Origin of the sequence: Dietzia sp. WMMA184, assembly GCF_002441635.1 — a bacterium.
GTDB classification, from domain to species: Bacteria; Actinomycetota; Actinomycetes; order Mycobacteriales; family Mycobacteriaceae; genus Dietzia; species Dietzia kunjamensis.
The window spans coordinates 1,823,308-1,840,989 of the sequence record NZ_NXEI01000001.1; the positions used below are offsets into that span (position 1 = coordinate 1,823,308).

General features: G+C 73.6%; 17 protein-coding genes. 5 read left to right on the plus strand and 12 right to left on the minus strand.

Annotation, left to right across the window (positions count from 1 at the left end):
• Positions 1–35 precede the first annotated feature (35 nt).
• Entirely contained in the window at positions 36–1,742 is a 1,707-nt protein-coding gene (locus CK206_RS08380) for an alpha/beta fold hydrolase (protein ID WP_069388589.1), read from the minus strand.
• A 244-nt stretch (positions 1,743–1,986) separates the two neighbouring features.
• Here CK206_RS08380 and CK206_RS08385 point away from each other — a divergent pair, with 244 nt between their 5' ends.
• Complete coding sequence (locus CK206_RS08385) at positions 1,987–3,990, plus strand: 2-oxoacid:acceptor oxidoreductase subunit alpha (RefSeq protein WP_096906142.1); 2,004 nt, start codon at positions 1,987–1,989, stop codon at positions 3,988–3,990.
• Positions 3,991–4,014: 24 nt separating this feature from the next.
• Positions 4,015–5,085 (plus strand): 2-oxoacid:ferredoxin oxidoreductase subunit beta, encoded by a 1,071-nt coding sequence (locus CK206_RS08390; protein ID WP_067711452.1) that lies wholly within the window; start codon positions 4,015–4,017, stop codon positions 5,083–5,085.
• Positions 5,086–5,153: 68 nt separating this feature from the next.
• On the opposite strand, the gene CK206_RS08395 is transcribed toward CK206_RS08390, so the two are convergent.
• The 3 genes from CK206_RS08395 to CK206_RS08405 all read right to left on the minus strand — a co-directional run bounded on the left by CK206_RS08395 (position 5,154) and on the right by CK206_RS08405 (position 6,897).
• On the minus strand, positions 5,154–5,939 hold the full coding sequence (locus CK206_RS08395) for an NRDE family protein (protein ID WP_067711449.1): 786 nt from the start codon (positions 5,937–5,939) through the stop codon (positions 5,154–5,156).
• Between the two features lie 78 nt (positions 5,940–6,017).
• Positions 6,018–6,605: a hypothetical protein gene (locus tag CK206_RS08400; RefSeq protein ID WP_067712074.1), complete on the minus strand. Its 588-nt coding sequence runs from the start codon at positions 6,603–6,605 to the stop codon at positions 6,018–6,020.
• Between the two features lie 88 nt (positions 6,606–6,693).
• On the minus strand, positions 6,694–6,897 hold the full coding sequence (locus CK206_RS08405) for a cold-shock protein (RefSeq protein WP_067711447.1): 204 nt from the start codon (positions 6,895–6,897) through the stop codon (positions 6,694–6,696).
• A gap of 199 nt (positions 6,898–7,096) precedes the next feature.
• Here CK206_RS08405 and CK206_RS08410 point away from each other — a divergent pair, with 199 nt between their 5' ends.
• On the plus strand, positions 7,097–9,469 hold the full coding sequence (locus tag CK206_RS08410; RefSeq protein ID WP_096906144.1) for a DEAD/DEAH box helicase: 2,373 nt from the start codon (positions 7,097–7,099) through the stop codon (positions 9,467–9,469).
• Positions 9,470–9,473: 4 nt separating this feature from the next.
• Here the strand turns inward: CK206_RS08410 and CK206_RS08415 are convergent, their stop codons facing one another.
• The 7 genes from CK206_RS08415 to CK206_RS08445 all read right to left on the minus strand — a co-directional run bounded on the left by CK206_RS08415 (position 9,474) and on the right by CK206_RS08445 (position 14,276).
• Positions 9,474–9,878, minus strand: a complete 405-nt coding sequence (locus CK206_RS08415) for an Rv3654c family TadE-like protein (RefSeq protein WP_371606852.1) — start codon at positions 9,876–9,878, stop codon at positions 9,474–9,476.
• Positions 9,875–10,234, minus strand: coding sequence for a TadE family type IV pilus minor pilin (locus CK206_RS19860; RefSeq protein ID WP_159981113.1), 360 nt, complete (start codon positions 10,232–10,234; stop codon positions 9,875–9,877). The genes CK206_RS08415 and CK206_RS19860 overlap by 4 nt, the downstream gene beginning before the upstream one ends.
• Positions 10,234–10,506, minus strand: coding sequence for a DUF4244 domain-containing protein (locus CK206_RS08425; protein ID WP_371606853.1), 273 nt, complete (start codon positions 10,504–10,506; stop codon positions 10,234–10,236). Before CK206_RS08425 ends, CK206_RS19860 begins: the two co-directional genes overlap by 1 nt.
• Positions 10,507–10,575: 69 nt before the next feature.
• On the minus strand, positions 10,576–11,238 hold the full coding sequence (locus tag CK206_RS08430) for a type II secretion system F family protein (protein WP_082923650.1): 663 nt from the start codon (positions 11,236–11,238) through the stop codon (positions 10,576–10,578).
• Positions 11,235–12,092 (minus strand): type II secretion system F family protein, encoded by an 858-nt coding sequence (locus CK206_RS08435; RefSeq protein ID WP_067711437.1) that lies wholly within the window; start codon positions 12,090–12,092, stop codon positions 11,235–11,237. Before CK206_RS08435 ends, CK206_RS08430 begins: the two co-directional genes overlap by 4 nt.
• Positions 12,089–13,273: a TadA family conjugal transfer-associated ATPase gene (locus tag CK206_RS08440; protein ID WP_067711434.1), complete on the minus strand. Its 1,185-nt coding sequence runs from the start codon at positions 13,271–13,273 to the stop codon at positions 12,089–12,091. Before CK206_RS08440 ends, CK206_RS08435 begins: the two co-directional genes overlap by 4 nt.
• A complete protein-coding gene (locus tag CK206_RS08445) occupies positions 13,263–14,276 on the minus strand; it encodes a chromosome partitioning protein (protein ID WP_132062774.1) in 1,014 nt (337 codons plus the stop codon). The genes CK206_RS08440 and CK206_RS08445 overlap by 11 nt, the downstream gene beginning before the upstream one ends.
• A 317-nt stretch (positions 14,277–14,593) precedes the next feature.
• On the opposite strand from CK206_RS08445, the gene CK206_RS08450 reads away from it, so the two are divergent.
• Positions 14,594–15,427, plus strand: coding sequence for an HAD family phosphatase (locus tag CK206_RS08450; RefSeq protein ID WP_096906146.1), 834 nt, complete (start codon positions 14,594–14,596; stop codon positions 15,425–15,427).
• A 462-nt stretch (positions 15,428–15,889) separates the two neighbouring features.
• Here the strand turns inward: CK206_RS08450 and CK206_RS08455 are convergent, their stop codons facing one another.
• Positions 15,890–16,648, minus strand: a complete 759-nt coding sequence (locus CK206_RS08455) for an oxidoreductase (protein WP_067711427.1) — start codon at positions 16,646–16,648, stop codon at positions 15,890–15,892.
• A gap of 143 nt (positions 16,649–16,791) precedes the next feature.
• Here CK206_RS08455 and CK206_RS08460 point away from each other — a divergent pair, with 143 nt between their 5' ends.
• Entirely contained in the window at positions 16,792–17,619 is an 828-nt protein-coding gene (locus CK206_RS08460) for a PRC-barrel domain-containing protein (RefSeq protein WP_143337709.1), read from the plus strand.
• The last annotated feature ends 63 nt before the right edge of the window (positions 17,620–17,682 follow it).

Genomic DNA, 17,682 nt, shown 5'->3' on the forward strand with positions numbered 1-17,682 from the left:
TACCAGGCGGGATGCCCTCCACGAGAACCGTCGAGTCACCCCTCCGGCACCCACGGTGGGCTTCCCGGCGCGGGGCGCGGGGTGTCCAGATACTGCCCGGGTTCCGCCTGACCGGTCTCGAGATACCGCAGGACGATCTCGTCGACCGCCTCGTTGCCGGTGTCGAAATGGCAGTGCACGGTGCCCCGGATCCGGACGAGTGTGCCTCCCGTCGCGTCGGCGGTGGCCGGACCGAACATCCCCGGGGTGTTGGGGTCGTGGTCGGCCTGGAGGATCAGGGGCGGCGCGGCCATCTCGCGTGCCTCGATGCGCGGCGGGACCGCGGAGGGCGGGTAGAGGCAGTATCGGGTCTGCTCGGTCAACGCCCACACGTCCTCGCCGGTGCTACCCGCCGGGTCGCTGCTGCCGATCAGGGCCGGGGCCGCCAGGTTCGTCCGGGGCGGCGCGGTCTCGTTGCAGTTGATGATCTTCAGGTAGGTGGCCTGGTCGGACGTCACCGGGGGCCGGCCGGTGCGCTCCTCGGCCTCCTCCTCGATCCGCTCGTCCAGCTCCTCCGGTGTCTCGACGTCGGGCGCCGTGCCGTGCACCTTCGCCGAGATCGCCCAGGCGATGTCGGGCCAGGCGTCGGGGGACCGGCTGTAGAAGTCGAGGACCCGGAAGTAGCCCACGGCGTCGTCCGGCGTCGAGTCGAACCCGCCGGTGGACGCGACGGCGGCGTTCTCCGCCCGCACCGACCCGGTGTTGAGGGCGTCGAGGGAGCCCGCCGCCAGCGATCCGGTGGGAACCGACCCCGGGGCGTCATCGCCCGGCACGGCGGGGGGCGGAAGGAACCGGCCCGCGGCCGCCCCCTCCGACAGGTCGAGCTCGTGGATCCGCCGGTACACCTTCAGGGCGGTGTCCCCCAACGCGTAGACGTCGTCGTACTCGGCGATCCACGCGAGGACGTAGTCGCGCGCCCGGTGCCGATTCTCCGCCTGCCGCTGGTGGAACTCGTACCACCACGTCTCGGACGGTCCGACCGAGGAGTCCAGCACCATCCGGTCGAGGCTCTGCGGGAACAGGGTCTGGTACATCATCCCGATCGCGGTGCCGTAGGAGTACCCGAGGAAGGAGATGCGCTCCAGGCCCATGCGTTCGCGGACCACCTCGTGGTCGCGCACGACGTTCTCCGTGGTGATGGACCGCACGAACTCCGGGTCGGTGGCCATGCACCGCGCGGCCTGCTCGTTGAGGTCGTCGTCGTCGTCGGGGTCGGAACGGTCCGGGGCCTCCACCTCCGGCCCGGGGAGACACTCGAGCGCGCCCGATCCCGCCAGGCCCCGGGGCTGCACGATCACCAGATCGTGGGTGCGACGGATCTCGTCGACGGCGGAGTCGTCGTCCCTGTCGAGTGCGGTGTACCAGAGGGTGCGGGCGTCGCCTCCCGGCCCGCCGGGGTTGGAGAACAGTGCCCCCTGACGATCGCCCGTGGCGGTGATCCTGCGGACCTCGATCCCCACGGTGCGACCGTCGGGGTCGGCGTGGTCGACGGGGACCGTGACGGAGGCGCACAGGACGTCGGGGCGGGGCAGGCGGTGGAGGACGTCGGCCGCCGACTCCGCGGGGCACGGGGTCCAGGTCACGACGTCAACCCCGGTCAGGGTGGAGGTGGGTGCGGGCGTGGCCGGGGCGACGGGTGGTAGTACGACGACGACGAGGGCTGCGGTCGCGGACGCGACCAGGCGTCGTGAGAAGTGGGGCATGATGACGAGTTTTTCATCTCCGCTGCGTTCCGGGGGGTTTTCCTGCGGGGGGACCGCCCGACTGGCAGCAATAGACAGATCGGTCTAGGGTGAGGGAAGAAGCCACGTCGCCGAACTGGAACCTGTTACAGTCCCGGTCACACGGTCGTGGCCGCGGGCTGCGCCGGAATCGGCGTACCGTCGAGGGCTGAACGGGAGCCGCGACAAGCCTCGATTCATCACGACTTTCTGGAGGTCAGCACCGGTGGGCAACTCGTCCAAGACCAAGCTGGACAAGGTGGTCATCCGCATCGCGGGTGACTCGGGCGACGGCATGCAGCTCGCCGGTGACCAGTTCACCTCCGAAGCCGCCGCCTTCGGCAACGACCTGGCGACCCAGCCCAACTACCCCGCCGAGATCCGGGCCCCACAGGGCACGATCCACGGGGTCTCGAGCTTCCAGATCCAGATCGCGGACTATGACATCCTCACCGCCGGTGACCGTCCCGACGTGCTGGTGGCGATGAATCCGGCGGCGCTCAAGGCCAATATCGAGGACCTGCCCTCGGGCGGCATCCTCATCGTCAACTCCGACGAGTTCACCAAGCGCAACCTCACCAAGGTCGGGTACGAGTCCAACCCCCTGGGGTCGCCGGCCTTCGAGGCGTTCCAGGTGCACGAGGTCGCGATGAGCACCCTGACGATCGGTGCGGTCGAGTCGGTCGACCTCGGCAAGAAGGACGCCGAGCGCTGCAAGAACATGTTCGCCCTGGGGCTGCTCACGTGGATGTACGGGCGCACGGTCGACTCGATCGAGAACTTCCTCAAGGACAAGTTCGGCAAGAAGCCGACCATTCTTGAGGCCAACATCCTCGCCCTGCACGCGGGCTGGAACTACGGCGAGACCACCGAGGCCTTCGCCTCGGAGTACGAGATCGCCCCCGCCAAGCTGCCCGAGGGCCGCTACCGTCAGGTCACCGGCAACACGGCGATGGCCTACGGCCTGGTCACCGCGGGCCGGTCCGCCGACATGCCCGTCTTCCTGGGCACCTACCCCATCACCCCGGCCTCGGACATCCTGCACGAGCTGAGCAGGCTCAAGCAGTTCGACGTCACGACCTTCCAGGCCGAGGACGAGATCGCCGGCGTCGCCGCGGCACTGGGCGCCTCCTACGGAGGAACCCTCGGTGTCACGTCCACCTCCGGTCCCGGTCTGGCCCTCAAGTCCGAGGCCATCGGCCTGGCCGTGATGACCGAGCTGCCGCTGGTGGTCATCGACGTCCAGCGTGGCGGCCCCTCGACGGGCCTGCCGACCAAGACCGAGCAGTCCGACCTGTTGCAGGCCCTGTTCGGGCGCAACGGCGAGTCCCCCGTCGCGGTGATCGCCCCGCAGTCCCCCGCGGACTGCTTCGAGATCGCCCGCGAGGCCGCCCGGATCGCGGTCACCTACCGGACCCCGGTCATCGTGCTGTCCGACGGCGCGATCGCCAACGGCTCCGAGCCGTGGCTGCTGCCCGACGTCGCCGCCCTGCCTGCGATCGACAAGAACTTCGCCACGGCCCCCGAGGCCGAGGGCGAGGGCGACGACGGCAAGCCCGCCTCCGAGTACCTCCCCTACGCCCGTGACCCGGAGACGCTGGCGCGCGACTGGGCCATCCCGGGCGAGCCCGGACTCGAGCACCGCATCGGCGGACTGGAGAAGGCCAACGGCACCGGCAACATCTCCTACACCGCCGACAACCACGACCTCATGACCCGGACCAGGGCCCTGAAGATCGCGCTCATCGACGTGCCCGATCTCGAGGTCGACGACCCGTCCGGTGAGGCCGACGTGCTGGTGGTGGGCTGGGGTTCGTCCTACGGGCCCATCGGCGAGGCCGTACGCCGCGCCCGCGCGAACGGCCACCGCGTGGCCCGCGCCCACGTGCGTCACCTCAACCCGCTGCCGCACAACATCGGTGAGGTGCTCGAGCAGTACCGTCGGATCCTCGTCCCGGAGATGAACCTGGGACAGCTCGCCATGCTGCTCAAGGCCCGCTTCCCCGCCGACATCCAGCCCATCACCAAGGTGCACGGTATGGCGTTCTCGGCCGAGGAGCTGCAGACCGCCATCGAGTCCGAGTTCGCCGGCCGCCTCGCCCACACCGAGCACGACAAGTACCGCCTGGCGCTCGACGGGGTCATCACCACCACCGGCGAGCCCGCGGCCCGCAACCGGCGGATCGGGCACACCGCCACCGGCACCACCACCGCCAACCGAACCCGCTGACCTGCGAGCGAGGAGAGGAACCCCATGACCACCACCGAATCCGGCCTCGTCGGCAGCGCATTGCCGCTCGACGCGTTGGCGTCCGTGCCCAAGACGGATGCTCCGCAGAAGCCCAAGGACTACACCTCCGACCAGGAGGTGCGCTGGTGCCCCGGCTGCGGCGACTACGTCATCCTGGCCACCATCCGCGCCCTGTTGCCCAAGCTCGGGCTCAAGCGCGAGAACATCACCTTCATCTCTGGCATCGGCTGCTCGAGCCGTTTCCCGTACTACCTCGAGACGTACGGGATGCACTCGATCCACGGCCGTGCCCCGGCCATCGCGACCGGCCTGGCCACCGCACGCCCCGACCAGTCGGTCTGGGTCGTCACCGGTGACGGCGACGCCATGTCCATCGGCGGCAACCACCTGATCCACACGCTGCGCCGCAACGTGAACTTGAACATCCTCATGTTCAACAACCGGATCTACGGGCTGACCAAGGGCCAGTACTCGCCCACCTCCGAGCCCGGCAAGGTCACCAAGTCCAGCCCGATGGGCTCGCTGGACCACCCGTTCAACACCCTGTCGCTGGCGATCGGCGCCCAGGGCACCTTCATCGCCCGCGCCCTGGACTCCGACCGCAAGGGCCTGACCGAGGTCCTCGACGCGGCCGCACGCCACCGCGGCACGAGCTTCGTGGAGATCCTGCAGGACTGCCCGATCTTCAACGACGGTTCCTTCGACCTGCTCCGCAAGGAGGACGCCGGCGACCACCTGATCCCGGTGCGCCACGGCGAGAAGATCATCTTCGGTGACGACGGCCAGCACTGCGTCGTGCGCCGCGGTTTCTCCCTCGCGGTGGCCGCGACCGCCGACGTGGACGAGGCCGACATCGTCGTCCACGACGCCCACGCCGACGACCCGACCTACGCCCACGCCCTGGCCAACCTGTCCAGCCAGGACCTCGAGTACACGGTCACCGGCATCATCCGGCAGGTCCGCCGCGACACCTACGACGACCTCGCCCGCGGCCAGGTCGCCTCCGCCAAGGAGACCTCACCCACGGACCTGCAGGCGCTGCTCGACGGCAGCAACACCTGGACCGTCGGCTAGGGCCGAAGGCACCACCCGCGCCGCGTCAGCGGCGTCGGAACCAGCCGCCCGCGGGGGCGGTCACCGGCTCAGATGCGCCTGGTGACCGTCCCCGTGATGCGTCCTCGGGCGTCCCACGTGCGCTCGACCACGTCGGCCACGCCGTGCTGGTCGACGCGCACGGCGGTGGTCGACCGGGTGCCGTACCGCCGGCCGATGCGGACGAACCTCGACGACAGCCGCCACTCGTGCGTCAGCGGCACGCCCGTGCGCGGCATCGTCCACGGTGTCGCCGGGCGACGATCGGCCAACACGTCCAGCAGCGCCCCGGACCAGTCCGGGCCTGTCATGACGTCGGTGCCCATGAGCGCTCTGACGTCGTGGACCGCGCCCACCACCTTCGGCCAGGGGGTGTCCAACGAGGCGTTCGACAGCCCGTGGACGCCGGTGCCGAGCGCAACCGGGCCGCGGGTGGAGCGGTTGGACGCCCACCACATCCGGTCGAGGTCGCCGGCCAGGAGGTTGACGCCCCCGTAGCGATCGAGGTCGTCGACGACGTGGTGGGCGAACTCCGCGACGGGCACCGGCCCGGTGAGCGCGTCGATGGGCAGCTCGCCGCGGGAGGCGGCTGCGGGGAGCACGGGTCCGGGCTCGCGCACGTTGGTCACCGCCGAGAACCGTCCGCCCGGGGCCACCGCGAGCCAGGTCCCGCCCGCGGTGACGTCCCGGCCGGCGACGATGCCCTCGGCGCCACCGGCGTCGGCGGTCCACTCGTGCAACGGCTCGGTGGGCCGGCTCAGGACCTCGTCCCGGTTGGCCACCACGATCAGCGGGTAGTGAGGGTGGACCCGACGGGCGACGACCAGCATGCACATACCCCCACGGTACTTCGGGCGGCGTCCGCGCAGCGCAGGGCCGACGTCCGGCGCGACGGCGCCAACTATGAGGTCCAGCTAGCCGGGCCAGTGCTGCGGCGGGACCCCGGCGGGCGCGGGCCCGATGCTCTGCGCCAGACGCGTGCGAGCTCGGGCCGTCCCGAGCCGCAGCAGCGGCCCGCCACCCTTGGAGCCGACGTAGGTGGTCCGGATCCCGACGCGGTCCAGCGCCGCGCGCAGGGCGTCCCGTCGAGGCGCATGGTGTTCCATCGCGGCGTCGATGCCCAGCTCGACCGCTCCCCCGTCGGTGACGTGGCCGGCGGTGAGCACCCAGACGCGCAGCGCACCGGCGGAGGGCGTCCACCCCTCGGGCACCGCGGTGACCGCGCCCCGCCGCCAGCGGCGCACCACCGGTACCAGGGCCGGGGTCCGCGCGGTCGACACCGTGCAGCGGCCGTCCGGGCCCGCCTCCGAGCGGATCGGATCGAGTCCCGCCTCCGCCAGGAGGGACTCCAGCGCGTCCGCCCGCCAGGCCGCGTCGAGGGCCACAGAGACCTGCGCGAGCTCGCCGGCGAGGGTGGACTGACCCCGGGCGGCCAGCGCCCCCTCCAGGTCCGAGGGCTCGGGGACGTGGTCGTCCGCGGCGAAGAACGACAGCTGCGTCACGGACCAGAGCCTACGGTCGACCCCCGACACATCGCGAGGCCCCCACCGCGCGTGCGGTGGGGGCCTCGCCGTGATCGAGCGGAGCGCCTCAGATGGCGCGGACCTCCTGGGCCTGCGGCCCCTTCTGGCCCTCGCCGACCTCGAACTCGACGCGCTGGTTCTCCTCGAGCGACTTGAAGCCCGAGCCCTCGATGGAGGAGTAGTGGACGAAGAGGTCGGCCGAACCGTCCTCAGGGGCGATGAAACCGTAGCCCTTCTCCGCGTTGAACCACTTGACGGTGCCCTGTGCCATTTTGATGTGTTCCCTTTTCCGTACTGCCAGGTGCGACTCGCGGGATGGCCACGCGTGTCGGGCCGGCGCCCCCGACCACGGGGTTCCCGTGGACGATGGTGACGACCGGGTCCAGTACATCACGACCGCGGCGCGAGGAGAACAGATCCGGGGTAGGCCGATCCGGCGCACGGGGTGATCAGCCCTCTACGGTCGAGGGGTGACGACCTACGGACGCGAACTCCTCGGCCACCTGCTCGAGCAGCTGCCGGCCGGGGCGTCACCTCTCACGCGCGCCGTCGACCTGCCGGCGCGCGAGGCCCGGCACGCCGACTGGCCGGCCTGGGCGCACCCCGGTCTGGTGGACGAGCTGCGTGGCCGCGGGGTCGAGCGCCCGTGGGCCCACCAGGTGGCCACCGCCGAGCACGCGCACGCGGGCCGGAACGTGGTGGTCGCGACGGGGACGGCGTCCGGCAAGTCCCTCGGCTACCAGCTGCCCGCACTCAGCGCGCTCGCCGCGGACCCGGGCGCCTGCGTGCTCTACCTGGCCCCGACCAAGGCACTCGGGCAGGACCAGCTGTCGTCCGTCATCTCGCTGGTGGACGCCGTGCCCGAGCTCTCCCACGTGGCACCTGCGTCCTACGACGGCGACACCCCGACCGACGCCCGGCCGTGGATCCGGGAGAATTCCCGGTGGATCGTCACCAATCCCGACATGCTCCACCTGTCACTTCTCGGCCGGGCCCGCCAGTGGACACGGATCCTGCGGGGGCTCCGCTTCGTCGTCGTCGACGAGTGTCACTCCTACCGGGGGGTGTTCGGCTCCAACGTCGCCCTGGTCCTGCGCCGGCTCGACCGTCTCGCGCGGGCGCTCGGCGCCGCACCGACCTACGTCCTGGCCTCCGCCACCACCTCCGACGCCGGCGTCGCCGCGACCACGCTGGTCGGGCGCGAGTGCGTGGAGGTCACCGAGGACGCCTCCCCGCAGGGCGGACGGACCGTCGCACTGTGGGAGCCACCGCTGATGGAGGGCCTGTCCGGGGAGCACGGCGCGCCGGTCCGGCGGCCCGCCCCGGTCGAGGCCTCGACCCTCATGGCCTCCCTCGTCGCGGAGGGTGCGCGGACCTTGACCTTCGTCCGGTCGCGGGCCGGTGCCGAGTCGACCGCGTTGCGGGCCCGCGAGCGGCTCGCCTCCGAGCACGGGGAACGCGGCCGCGAGCTGGCCGGACGGATCGCCGCCTACCGTGCCGGCTACCTGGCCGACGACCGCCGCGAACTCGAACGCGGCCTCGCCGAGGGCGAGCTGGTGGGCGTGGCCTCGACCTCGGCGCTCGAACTGGGCGTGGACATCTCCGGGCTCGACGCCGTGGTCAGCGCCGGCTTCCCGGGCACGATCGCCTCGTTCTGGCAGCAGGCCGGCCGCGCCGGACGCCGAGGACAGGGCGCCCTGGTGATGCTGGTCGCGCGCGACGACCCGCTCGACACCTACCTCGTCCACCACCCCGACGCGCTGCTCGGCCGCCCGGTCGAGGCCACCGTCACCGACCCGCGCAACCCCGTCCTGCTGGCCGGGCAGCTCAGGTGCGCCGTGAGCGAGCGGCCCATGCCGCACGACGAGGCCCGCGCGTGGGGTGCGACCGACGTGCTGGAACGGCTCGCCGCCGACGGGTTGGTGCGGCGCCGACCGGCCGGCTGGTACCCGGCCGCCGACGACCACACCCCGCACGCCGAGGTCGACATCCGCGGCACCGGTGGGGCGGAGGTGGTGATCGTGGACGCGGTCGACGGCCGCATGCTCGGCACGATCGACTCCGTTCGGGCCCGCTCCCAGGTCCACCCGGGGGCGCTCTACCTGCACCAGGGTGAGTCGTTCGTGGTGGACGAGCTGAACCTGGAGGACGGCCTGGCACTGTGCCACCCCGAGGTGCCGGACTGGACGACCAGCGCACGTGAGCAGGTGTCGATCGACCTGATCGAGACCCTGGAGTCGGTACCCGCCGGTCCCGTCACCCTCTCGCTGGCCGACGTCGAGGTGACCACCCGCGTGACCGGCTACCAGCGGCGGCTGCGTGGCGGCGAGATCCTCGACGTCACCCCGCTGGACCTGCCCGAGACCACTCTGGCCACGCGGGCCGTGGTGTACACGCTCACCCCGCAGTTGCTGCGGGTCGCCGGGCTGGAGGAGGCGGACTGGCCGGGGGCGCTGCACGCGGCCGAGCACGCGGCGATCGGGCTGCTGCCGCTGGTCGCGACGTGCGACCGCTGGGACATCGGCGGCGTGTCGACCGCCCTGCACCCGGACACCGGGTTGCCCACGGTGTTCGTCTACGACGGCTACTCGGGCGGCGCGGGCTTCGCCGAACGCGGGTTTCGGCGCGCGACCGCGTGGCTCGGCGCGACGCTGGCCGCGATCCGCTCCTGCGAATGCGAATCGGGCTGCCCGTCCTGCATCCAGTCCCCCAAGTGCGGCAACGGCAACGACCCACTGTCCAAGCCTGGCGCGATCGCGCTGCTCACCGAGGTGGTGGGACAGCTGGGCGGCGTGGGTGTCGGGGAGCCCGCGCCGGCCGGGCCCGCCGCCGGTCCCCGCTGACCCGTCAGGCCGGCCCCGCCCGGGCCACCGCCGAGCCCGACCGCACGCCGAACACCCCGAGATCCACGCGCACCTCGGCGCGGGCCACGACGTCGTGGCCGTCGACCCGGCAGACCGACAACTCCGCACTGTTGGAGGCCGCGATCCCGGCCGCCGCGGCACACGCGTCCTGCCCCGCGCGCAGGGCGTGCGCTCCGGCCAACGCGGCCAGGTCCGCGGCGGCCCGGGCCGCATGCGCGGCCACCGCGGCCCGTCCCACCAGGAGAACCGCCACCGTCAGTGCCAGAACCGCGGCGACGGCGAAGGCGGTCATGACGGTCATGGCGCCCTCGTCGTCGTCGACCACCCGCCGCCACCCCGGCGAACGGGGCGCGGCCGCACCGGATCGGTCAGGTACGGGGGGCGTCATCCCACCGCCCCCGGCTCGGTCCGCGCGACCGCCCGGCCGCGAAGCTCGACACCGGGCAGGCCCCGCGCCGGGGCCACGACCACGGCCGTGACGTACGACCCGCCGCCGTCCACGGACACTTCCGCACCGGGAGCCACCGCCCGTCCCGCCGCGACCCCGTCGCCCGCGCTCGCCATCGCCGCCACCCGGGCGGCCTCCCTCGCCGCGTCGACCACCCGGATCTGCGTGAGCGCCGCGCCGGCCCCGGCGGCGGCGACGCCGAACACCAGCACCAGGGAGGCGATGCCGAGGGCCGCCTCCACGGTCACCGACCCGTCGTCGCGGGCCGACGCGGTCCGGAGCCGCCGCAGCGCCATCACACCGAGGTGTTGAGGGCTTGTTCGATGATCCCGCCGAGCGCGTCGGGGATCGAGTCGCCGCTGACCACGGTGTAGAGCACCGCGCCGAACGCGGCGGCGGCGATCGTCCCGACGGCGTACTCGACCGTCGACATGCCGGCGTCCGGTCTGGTCACGGCACTGAACCGCCTGGCCAGGGCGGCACGGGCCCGGGCTATCGGCGCGCCGGAGACCGCTGGCGTGCAGGCGGCGTTCCGGGCGGTGGAGTGGGTGGTGGAGTGGGTGTTCATCTGGGTTCTCCTTCTTCGGTGACCGGGGCGGCGTCTCCGTCCCGGAATCGGTGTGGCCGGCCGGTCCGCTCACGGCAGGACTCCCGGCAGCATCCCGTCGGCCAGGCCCACGACGACGGGGAGGACTCCCAGGCAGACGAACGCCGGGAGGAAGCACAGGCCGAGCGGGCCGGCGACCATGACGGCGGCCCGCTCCGCCCGGGCGGTGGCGACGGCGTCCGCCTCGGAGCGCAACCGATCGGCGGCGTGTCCGAGCGCGGCCAGTACCGACCCGCCGCCGTCGGTCGCGCGGGCCAGAACCGGGGCGATCGGGGCCAGCCGGGCGGCGTCCGGGACCTCCCGCCACGCCTCGGCCGGGGCGGCGCCCAGCCGCATCCGCGCCGCGGCCGCCCGCAACGGACGCGCCGACGCGGGATCGGAGTGATCGACGGCGTCGGCGACCGCGGCCAGTGCGTCGGGCACGGGCAGACCGGACTGCAACGCAACCGCCAGCAGGTCCACCAGCTGGGCCAGGGCTCCGGTGTCGGCGCTGGTGGGGCCGCGGCGCGTGATCGTGGCCAGGGCGCGGGCGGCCACCTTCGAGGGGAGCCTGCCGCCGGGTCGATCGCTGTCGCGCGCCCGGGGTGTCGATCCCTCGGCACCCACCGGGAGGGCGTCCGCCCTGTCGGCGGCCCGCGGGCGCCACGGTGCCACGCACAGCGCGGCGGCGAGCAGGAGGACGGCCGCGGTCATCGGGCGGCACCGCCCGCGATGCGGTCGGTCCACAGCAGTCCGGCGGACAGCAGGACCGACCCGGCCAGACACAACCCGCCGCCCAGCGCGCCGCTGCCCAGGACCCCCAGCGGGTCGGCGCCGAAGCCGGACCCCAGGAGCACGCCCAGTCCGGGGAGCGCGGTGAGGATGACGGAGGTGGCTCGGGGTCCGGCGAGGGTGGCGTCCACACGCAGCGCCCGCTGCCGCCGCGAGGCCACGTCGGCCCGCAATCCGTCCACGACGTCGGCCAGCACCACCCCGTGTCGGGTGGCGAGGAGCCAGGCGCCGGCGAGCTCCCCGGCGACCCGGTCCCCGTCCGGGCCGTCGCCTCCGGCGGGTCGCAGGGCTGCCGCGACGTCGCCGCCCAGGCGGGCGTGTGACCCCGCCGCGGCGAGGATCCCGGCCACCCGCGGGTCGTGCGCGGCCGCGGCGTCGGCGGCCTGCCCGAGGGCGCCTCCCGGCCCGGCGCCGGCACGCAGGGCCGAGGAGGTGTCGTCGAGCGCACGCTCCCACGCCCCCAGTCGCGAGAGACGCTGTCGGCGTTCGGTGGCCCGCCCGCGCAGGTCGGCCGCGGCGCCACCCAGCACGGCGGCCGCGCAGGCGTGGATCGGGCCCGCCGCCACGAGCGCGACCGTGCCCGCGGCGACAGGCCACAGCACGCCGATCGGCACCTGCGCGAGGGCGTACCGCAGCCGGGCCACGCCCGCGCCGCCCGCCTGCCCCGCACCGCCCGCCTGCCGCGCACCGCCGACCCCGAGCGCGCGTACCCTGCCGGCCGCGATCCCGCCCGGCCACACCAGCAGCGCGGCGGCGAGGAGCACCGCGGCCGTCATGAGACCCTCGCCCCGAGCACCGCGTCCAGGCCCGCGCGGCCGGGAACCGCCCCACCGTCGGCGCGCCAGGCCGGGTCCACGACGATCCCGTGCGCCTCGCGCCGCACCACCCCGATCGAGTCGACGCCCCGCCGCCCGTCGGGCAGCCGGCGCATCCCCACCACCACCCGCAGGGACGCCGCGACCTGTGCGGACAGGGCCGCCCTGTCGAGTCCGCCCAGCGCGCCGAGCGCCTCCAGCCGGGCGGGCAGCTCCGTGGGCGAGTTGGCGTGGACGGTGCCGGCGCTGCCGTCGTGGCCGGTGTTCAGCGCGGCCAGCAGGTCGGCGACCTCGCCGCCACGCACCTCCCCCACCGCGATCCGGTCCGGTCGCATGCGCAGTGCCTGCCGGACCAGGTCGGCCATGGTCACCTGTCCGGCGCCCTCGACGTTGCCGTGCCGCACCACCAGTCGCACGACGTGCGGGTGCGCGGGTCGCAGCTCGGGGGAATCCTCGACGCACAGCAGCCGCTCGGTCGCCGGGACCAGCCCCAACAGCGCCGCGAGCATGGTGGTCTTTCCGGAGCCGGTGCCACCCACCACGAGGTAGCCCACCCGGGCGTCGACGAGCCCCCGCAGCAGCGGCTCCGCGGAGGCATGCACCGTCCCCGCCTCCACCAACCGGTCGAAGGTCACCTGCGCCGGCCGCGACACGCGCAGCGACAGGCAGGTCCCGTCCACGGCCACCGGCGGCAGAACCGCGTGCAGTCGCCACGCCATCCCGTCGCGGGAGCGCACCACGCCGTCGGCCCAGGGTCGGGCGTCATCGAGCCGCTGACCCGCCCGTCCGGCCAGGCGTACCGCGAGCGCCCGCAGCTCGGCCTCGGTGGGTACGACGACGTCCGTCTCCTCCAGGCCGCGTCCGCGGTCCACCAGTGCCGGCCCCGGCCCGTCGACCACGACGTCGGTGACACCGGGGCTCGCGAGGAGCGCCTCGAGCGGCCCGGCCCCGGCCAGGTGCTCGCGGACCAATCGCGCTGTACGCAGCAGGTCGAGGTGGCCGTGCAGCACCCCGGACTCGGCCCGCACCGCGCGGACCACCTCGTCCGGCTCGGGCTCCACGCCCAGGCCGGCGAGCCGCGCGCGCACCCTGTCGACGAGGTCGGCCGGCGGTGCGACCACCGCCGGATCGTCACCGTTCATCGAGGTCCACCTGCTCCAGCAGTGCGTCGGCGAGCGCGGCCAGTCGTCGCACCCGGCCCGCCCGTCCGCGATGGAGCGCGGCCGCCAGCTCACCGGCGCCCGCCGCACGGCGGACCGCCCGGATCTCCGGCAGGACGTGCCAGTTCCTCGCCCCGGCCACGTCGGCGACGTCGGCGGCGTGCAGGGGGTCGCCGCGTCCGGTCCTGATGACCAGGACCACGCCCGGGTGGTCGCGCACCGCGTTCCCGGCGGCGACAGCGCCCTGGAGGTCGGCCCTGGTGACGACGACGACGAGGTCCGCACCGGCGAACACCGGCCCGCCGTCGGCGAGCCCACCGCGATCGCTCACCACGAGTCCCCCGGCCGACCGGTGGGCCTGCTCCGCTCCCGGGGCGCCGTCGAGGGCGCGGACAGGGTCGGCCACGACCGGTCCACTCCTGGACCGCGCCAGGACGCCGAGTCCGGGCAGGGCCTCGGGCACCGCACCCCACAGGGCCTCCGGATCAGGTCCGCCCAGGTCGGCGCGCACGTCCTCGACCCGTAGCCCGGGCCGCTCCTCGACGCCCAGCACCAGATCGACGCCGGTGCCGTGCGGGTCCGCCTCGACCAGCAGGGTCCGGAGGGACGGCGCAGCCCGAACCGCCAGCGCCGCCGCGAGGGTGCTGGCCCCGCAGCCGCCCACCGCGCCGGCGACCACGATCAGCGGACCCGACCGCGTACGCACCGGCGCGAGCAGCGCACCCACGAGATCGCCGGTGCCGGACGGCAGGCGGACCACCTCGTCGTCGTCGCCCCGGTCGCGGTCAGACCCCACCCGCACGACGCGTGACCTACCGGTATCCACCACGGCGTCCGCGCGATCGGTGACCACCACCTCGGAGTGGTTCCCGGCCCGGGTGTCCGTGTCCAGGGCGAGGGCGGCCAGGACGGCACGCACGTCGGCGTCCAGATCGGGGTCCGCGACGTCCACCGCGACGGACCGCGCTCTCGTAGTCGTGTTCACGGGGCTCAGCCTCGCGCATCCACCCGCCCGTCGACCGCTCCGCGGAGGCCCACGGCGGCCCGCCTGTGGAGGGGGACGGGGCTGTGGACAACGTGCCGCGGGGAAAGCTCGCGAGGGCACTGTGCGGTGGGCGCGTCGGCAGCTGTCCGGTACAGCCGAGCCCGCGAAATGCGAGAGACCGCGGCAGGGGGTGCGGCGGTCTCTCAGAAGTGTCAGTTCTCGGGGGGATGAACTGAGCACCTTAGGGGGATGCCCATCACGGGCACCGTCAGTATCGCCCATCTGCGTCGCCAGCACAAGAACCGTATCGTTGGGGCGTGTCCGCCCCACGCCCACCGGGCCCCAGGATGTCGCACCGCCCTCGCCGGGTCGCTGCGTTCTTCGACCTGGACAAGACGATCATCGCGACCTCCTCGGTGTTCGCGTTCAACAAGTCGTTCCTCGGCGAGGGACTGCTGTCGCGACGGTCGGTGATCGATCTGGCCTATACGCAGCTGGCGTTCAGCCTGTCCGACGCCGACGACGAGCAGATGCAGAAGGTGCGTCAGGCCATGGCGACCGCCACCAAGGGGTGGTCGCCCGAGCAGGTCGAGCGGATCGTCACCGAGGGACTCAAGGAGACCGTCTCCCCGACCGTGTACGCCGAGGCCCAGGACCTGCTCGCCGAGCACCGCGCGCTGGGCCACGACCTGGTGATCGTGTCCGCCTCGGGCGAGGAGTTGGTGGCGCCGATCGCCCGGATGCTCGGCGTGGACCACTACGCCGGCACGCGGATGAACCGGGACGCTGACGGCCGCTACGGCGGATCGATCGAGTTCTACTGCCAGGGTCCCGGCAAGGCGGAGGCGATCAGCGCGTTCGCGGAGCGCTACGGTTACGACCTCGAGGCGAGCTACGCCTACTCGGACTCCTCCACCGACCTGCCCATGCTCGACATGGTCGGCCACCCGACGGTCATCAACCCCGACCGCGCACTGCGGCGCGAGGCGCTGGAGCGGGGCTGGCCGATCCTGACGTTCGAGAACCCCACTCCGCTGCTGCCCACGCTCGAACGGGCGACCGGGCCGATCGTTGGGGTGGCGGCCATCGTCCTGGCCGTGGGGTCCGCCACCGTGTCGTTCGTCCGGGCCGCGCGACACGCGGGGCGGTAGCGCGCACCATCGGGTGCGCGCGGCGGCGGGGCGGGCCCGTGCGGTGCGTCGGCAACACCTCATCATCGGCGTCGGCGACGGGCACGGGCGATAGCCGGACTCCCCCACGAGTTCCCGTGTTCCTTGTGCGATCCCACCATCGCCCCGGGCCGGTCACAGGCGGCATGCTCAGGGCACGGTGGTGAAGACGCCAGGACCGGGACGGAAGAGAAGTCACGGCCCCCCGCCCTCCTCACCGTCATCGACATTCGGAAACCCACGCGACGGATAACGCCCGAGAGGCAACACCAGCCGTGGGTCCGCGCCAGCTGTCACCGACGGTTGTCCCGGACCGGCGACACGGCGGATCACAGGACGCTTGGTACCCGGATCTCTCGATGCACCGCAGTGAATTGGCGGGTCGACTCCGGTCGGCCCGCCATTCGCGCGCGCCCGGCCCGTTCGGCCACCGGCGCGCTCCGCTTAGCCCCCGGCTGCGTCGGCGATCGAGGTGGCCTCGCGCGCGCCGGCCTCGAGGGCTCTACAGCAATGGAGGAGCCATTCGGTCACGCCCTCCTCGGTGCCGCTCATGTATCCCTGCAGGGCGGCCCGGTGTGCCTCCGGGTCCCGATAGAAGGTCACCTCGGGCACGCCCAGGCCATGGGGGTCGAGCCCGGTCGACACCCCGACCAGGCGGAACGCCGCCCGGGCGACGATCCCGTCCGCGGACCCGAACGGTCGCAGGCCCGAGAGTTCGCCGACGACGACCGCGGCGAGGACGGGCGCCGGCGCGCGGGTGCCACCGGTGATCAACTCGGCGAGGCCCTGGAGACGCTCGGCGACCCCCGCCTCCGGGCGCGGCCGGCCGAGACCCTGAGGGTCCACCCCGGGCCCGGACGCCGCGAGGAGGTGCAGATGGGCGAGTTCCTGGAGGGGCGAGCGGGTCCACACGGACACGGCGCGGTCGAGCGACTCGCCCGTCAGTTCCCCGGCCACGCGCAGCGCTGCCGAGAGCACCTCGTCCTGCTCGCCGTCGGTGTCCAGGCGGACGGACGCGCCCTCGACGCCGGCCGATGCGCGCGCACCCCGCAGCACCGATTCGGCGGCGGTGGTGGGCCATCCGCGGCGGTTGGCGGGGTGTCGGTGCACCGAGGCGAGGGCTGCCCGGGCGGCGTCCGCGGCCTCGGCCACACCGGGCAGGGCGAGGAGCGGGGCGAGCGGGTCGGGGGCGGTGGAGGTCACGGGTCGAGGTTACCGACCCGGCGCGAATCGGCCGACACAGGTGATTTTCAGCTGCCTCAACCGGTGTCGAGCTGGTGTAATCAGCCCAATCCGTCGGGGCACGCGCCCGGCTCAGCCCCTACACCTCGATCCCGGAGGCCCTCGTGAATCTCAAGGACCAGCTCGACGCGCTGCTCGACGCGACCGCCTTCGACTCGACCGGGGCCAAGGTCGGCACCGTGCGCCAGATCTACGTTGACGATGCCAGTGGCAAGGCGACGTTCGCGACCGTCGCCACCGGGATCTTCTCCGCCGACGCGATCGTCCCTCTCCACGGCGCGCGACTCCTCGATGACGAACTCCATGTCGACCACACCCGCGCCGTCATCCGCGACTCCCCGCGCCCCGACAACACCGAGGACGCCCTCACGCCGGAGCAGGAGGCCAGGTTGCTGGAGTACTACGGCATCGAGACCCTCACGCGGCTTCGCGGAACCTCCGCGTCCGGGCCCGGGACGGCGACCGGGGAGTCGGCGCCGAGCGGCGGAAAGGAGACGAGCGCGGGCAAGACGGCAGGCGTCGGGAAGGCCGAGGGCACCGGCAAGGCCGAGGGCGTCGGCAAGACAGCCGTCGCCGACAAGACGGACACCCCGGCGGGTGCGGGCAAGACGGACAGCGCCCGGACGACCAGCGGCACGCCGGCGAGCGGCGGCGGGGCCGCGGTCGGAGACAGCGCAGAGGGAACGGGCACGTCGTCGGGCACCGGCGCGCCGCGCCGGCCGGCTACCCCACCCGCATCGACCGGGACCACGGCACCGACGGGCGCGACGTCGGAGAGCGGGAACGAGTCGACGACGACGAGCTCCGCGACTTCATCCTCGTCGACCGACACCCCGGAACCCGCGAAGTCCTCCGGCCCGGGGCCCGCCACACCCGCCGGGCCGCCGTCCGACGACGGCTCCTCGAAGGGAGAGAACCCCCCTCGCGAGTGAACGGGATCGGGCGGGCCTCCCCCGGCCTCCCCCCGCCGGGCCAGATCCCGAACACGGTGCGCC

Bases quoted from the DNA above. Each gene is read 5' to 3' on its own strand.
- CK206_RS08380 (WP_069388589.1), bottom strand. From the start codon at position 1,742: ATGCCCCACTTCTCACGACGCCTGGTCGCGTCCGCGACCGCAGCCCTC.
- CK206_RS08390 (WP_067711452.1), top strand. From the start codon at position 4,015: ATGACCACCACCGAATCCGGCCTCGTCGGCAGCGCATTGCCGCTCGAC.
- CK206_RS08395 (WP_067711449.1), bottom strand. From the start codon at position 5,939: ATGTGCATGCTGGTCGTCGCCCGTCGGGTCCACCCTCACTACCCGCTG.
- CK206_RS08405 (WP_067711447.1), bottom strand. From the start codon at position 6,897: ATGGCACAGGGCACCGTCAAGTGGTTCAACGCGGAGAAGGGCTACGGT.
- CK206_RS08415 (WP_371606852.1), bottom strand. From the start codon at position 9,878: ATGACGCCCCCCGTACCTGACCGATCCGGTGCGGCCGCGCCCCGTTCG.
- CK206_RS19860 (WP_159981113.1), bottom strand. From the start codon at position 10,234: ATGGCGCTGCGGCGGCTCCGGACCGCGTCGGCCCGCGACGACGGGTCG.
- CK206_RS08425 (WP_371606853.1), bottom strand. From the start codon at position 10,506: ATGAACACCCACTCCACCACCCACTCCACCGCCCGGAACGCCGCCTGC.
- CK206_RS08430 (WP_082923650.1), bottom strand. From the start codon at position 11,238: ATGACCGCGGCCGTCCTCCTGCTCGCCGCCGCGCTGTGCGTGGCACCG.
- CK206_RS08435 (WP_067711437.1), bottom strand. From the start codon at position 12,092: ATGACGGCCGCGGTGCTCCTCGCCGCCGCGCTGCTGGTGTGGCCGGGC.
- CK206_RS08440 (WP_067711434.1), bottom strand. From the start codon at position 13,273: ATGAACGGTGACGATCCGGCGGTGGTCGCACCGCCGGCCGACCTCGTC.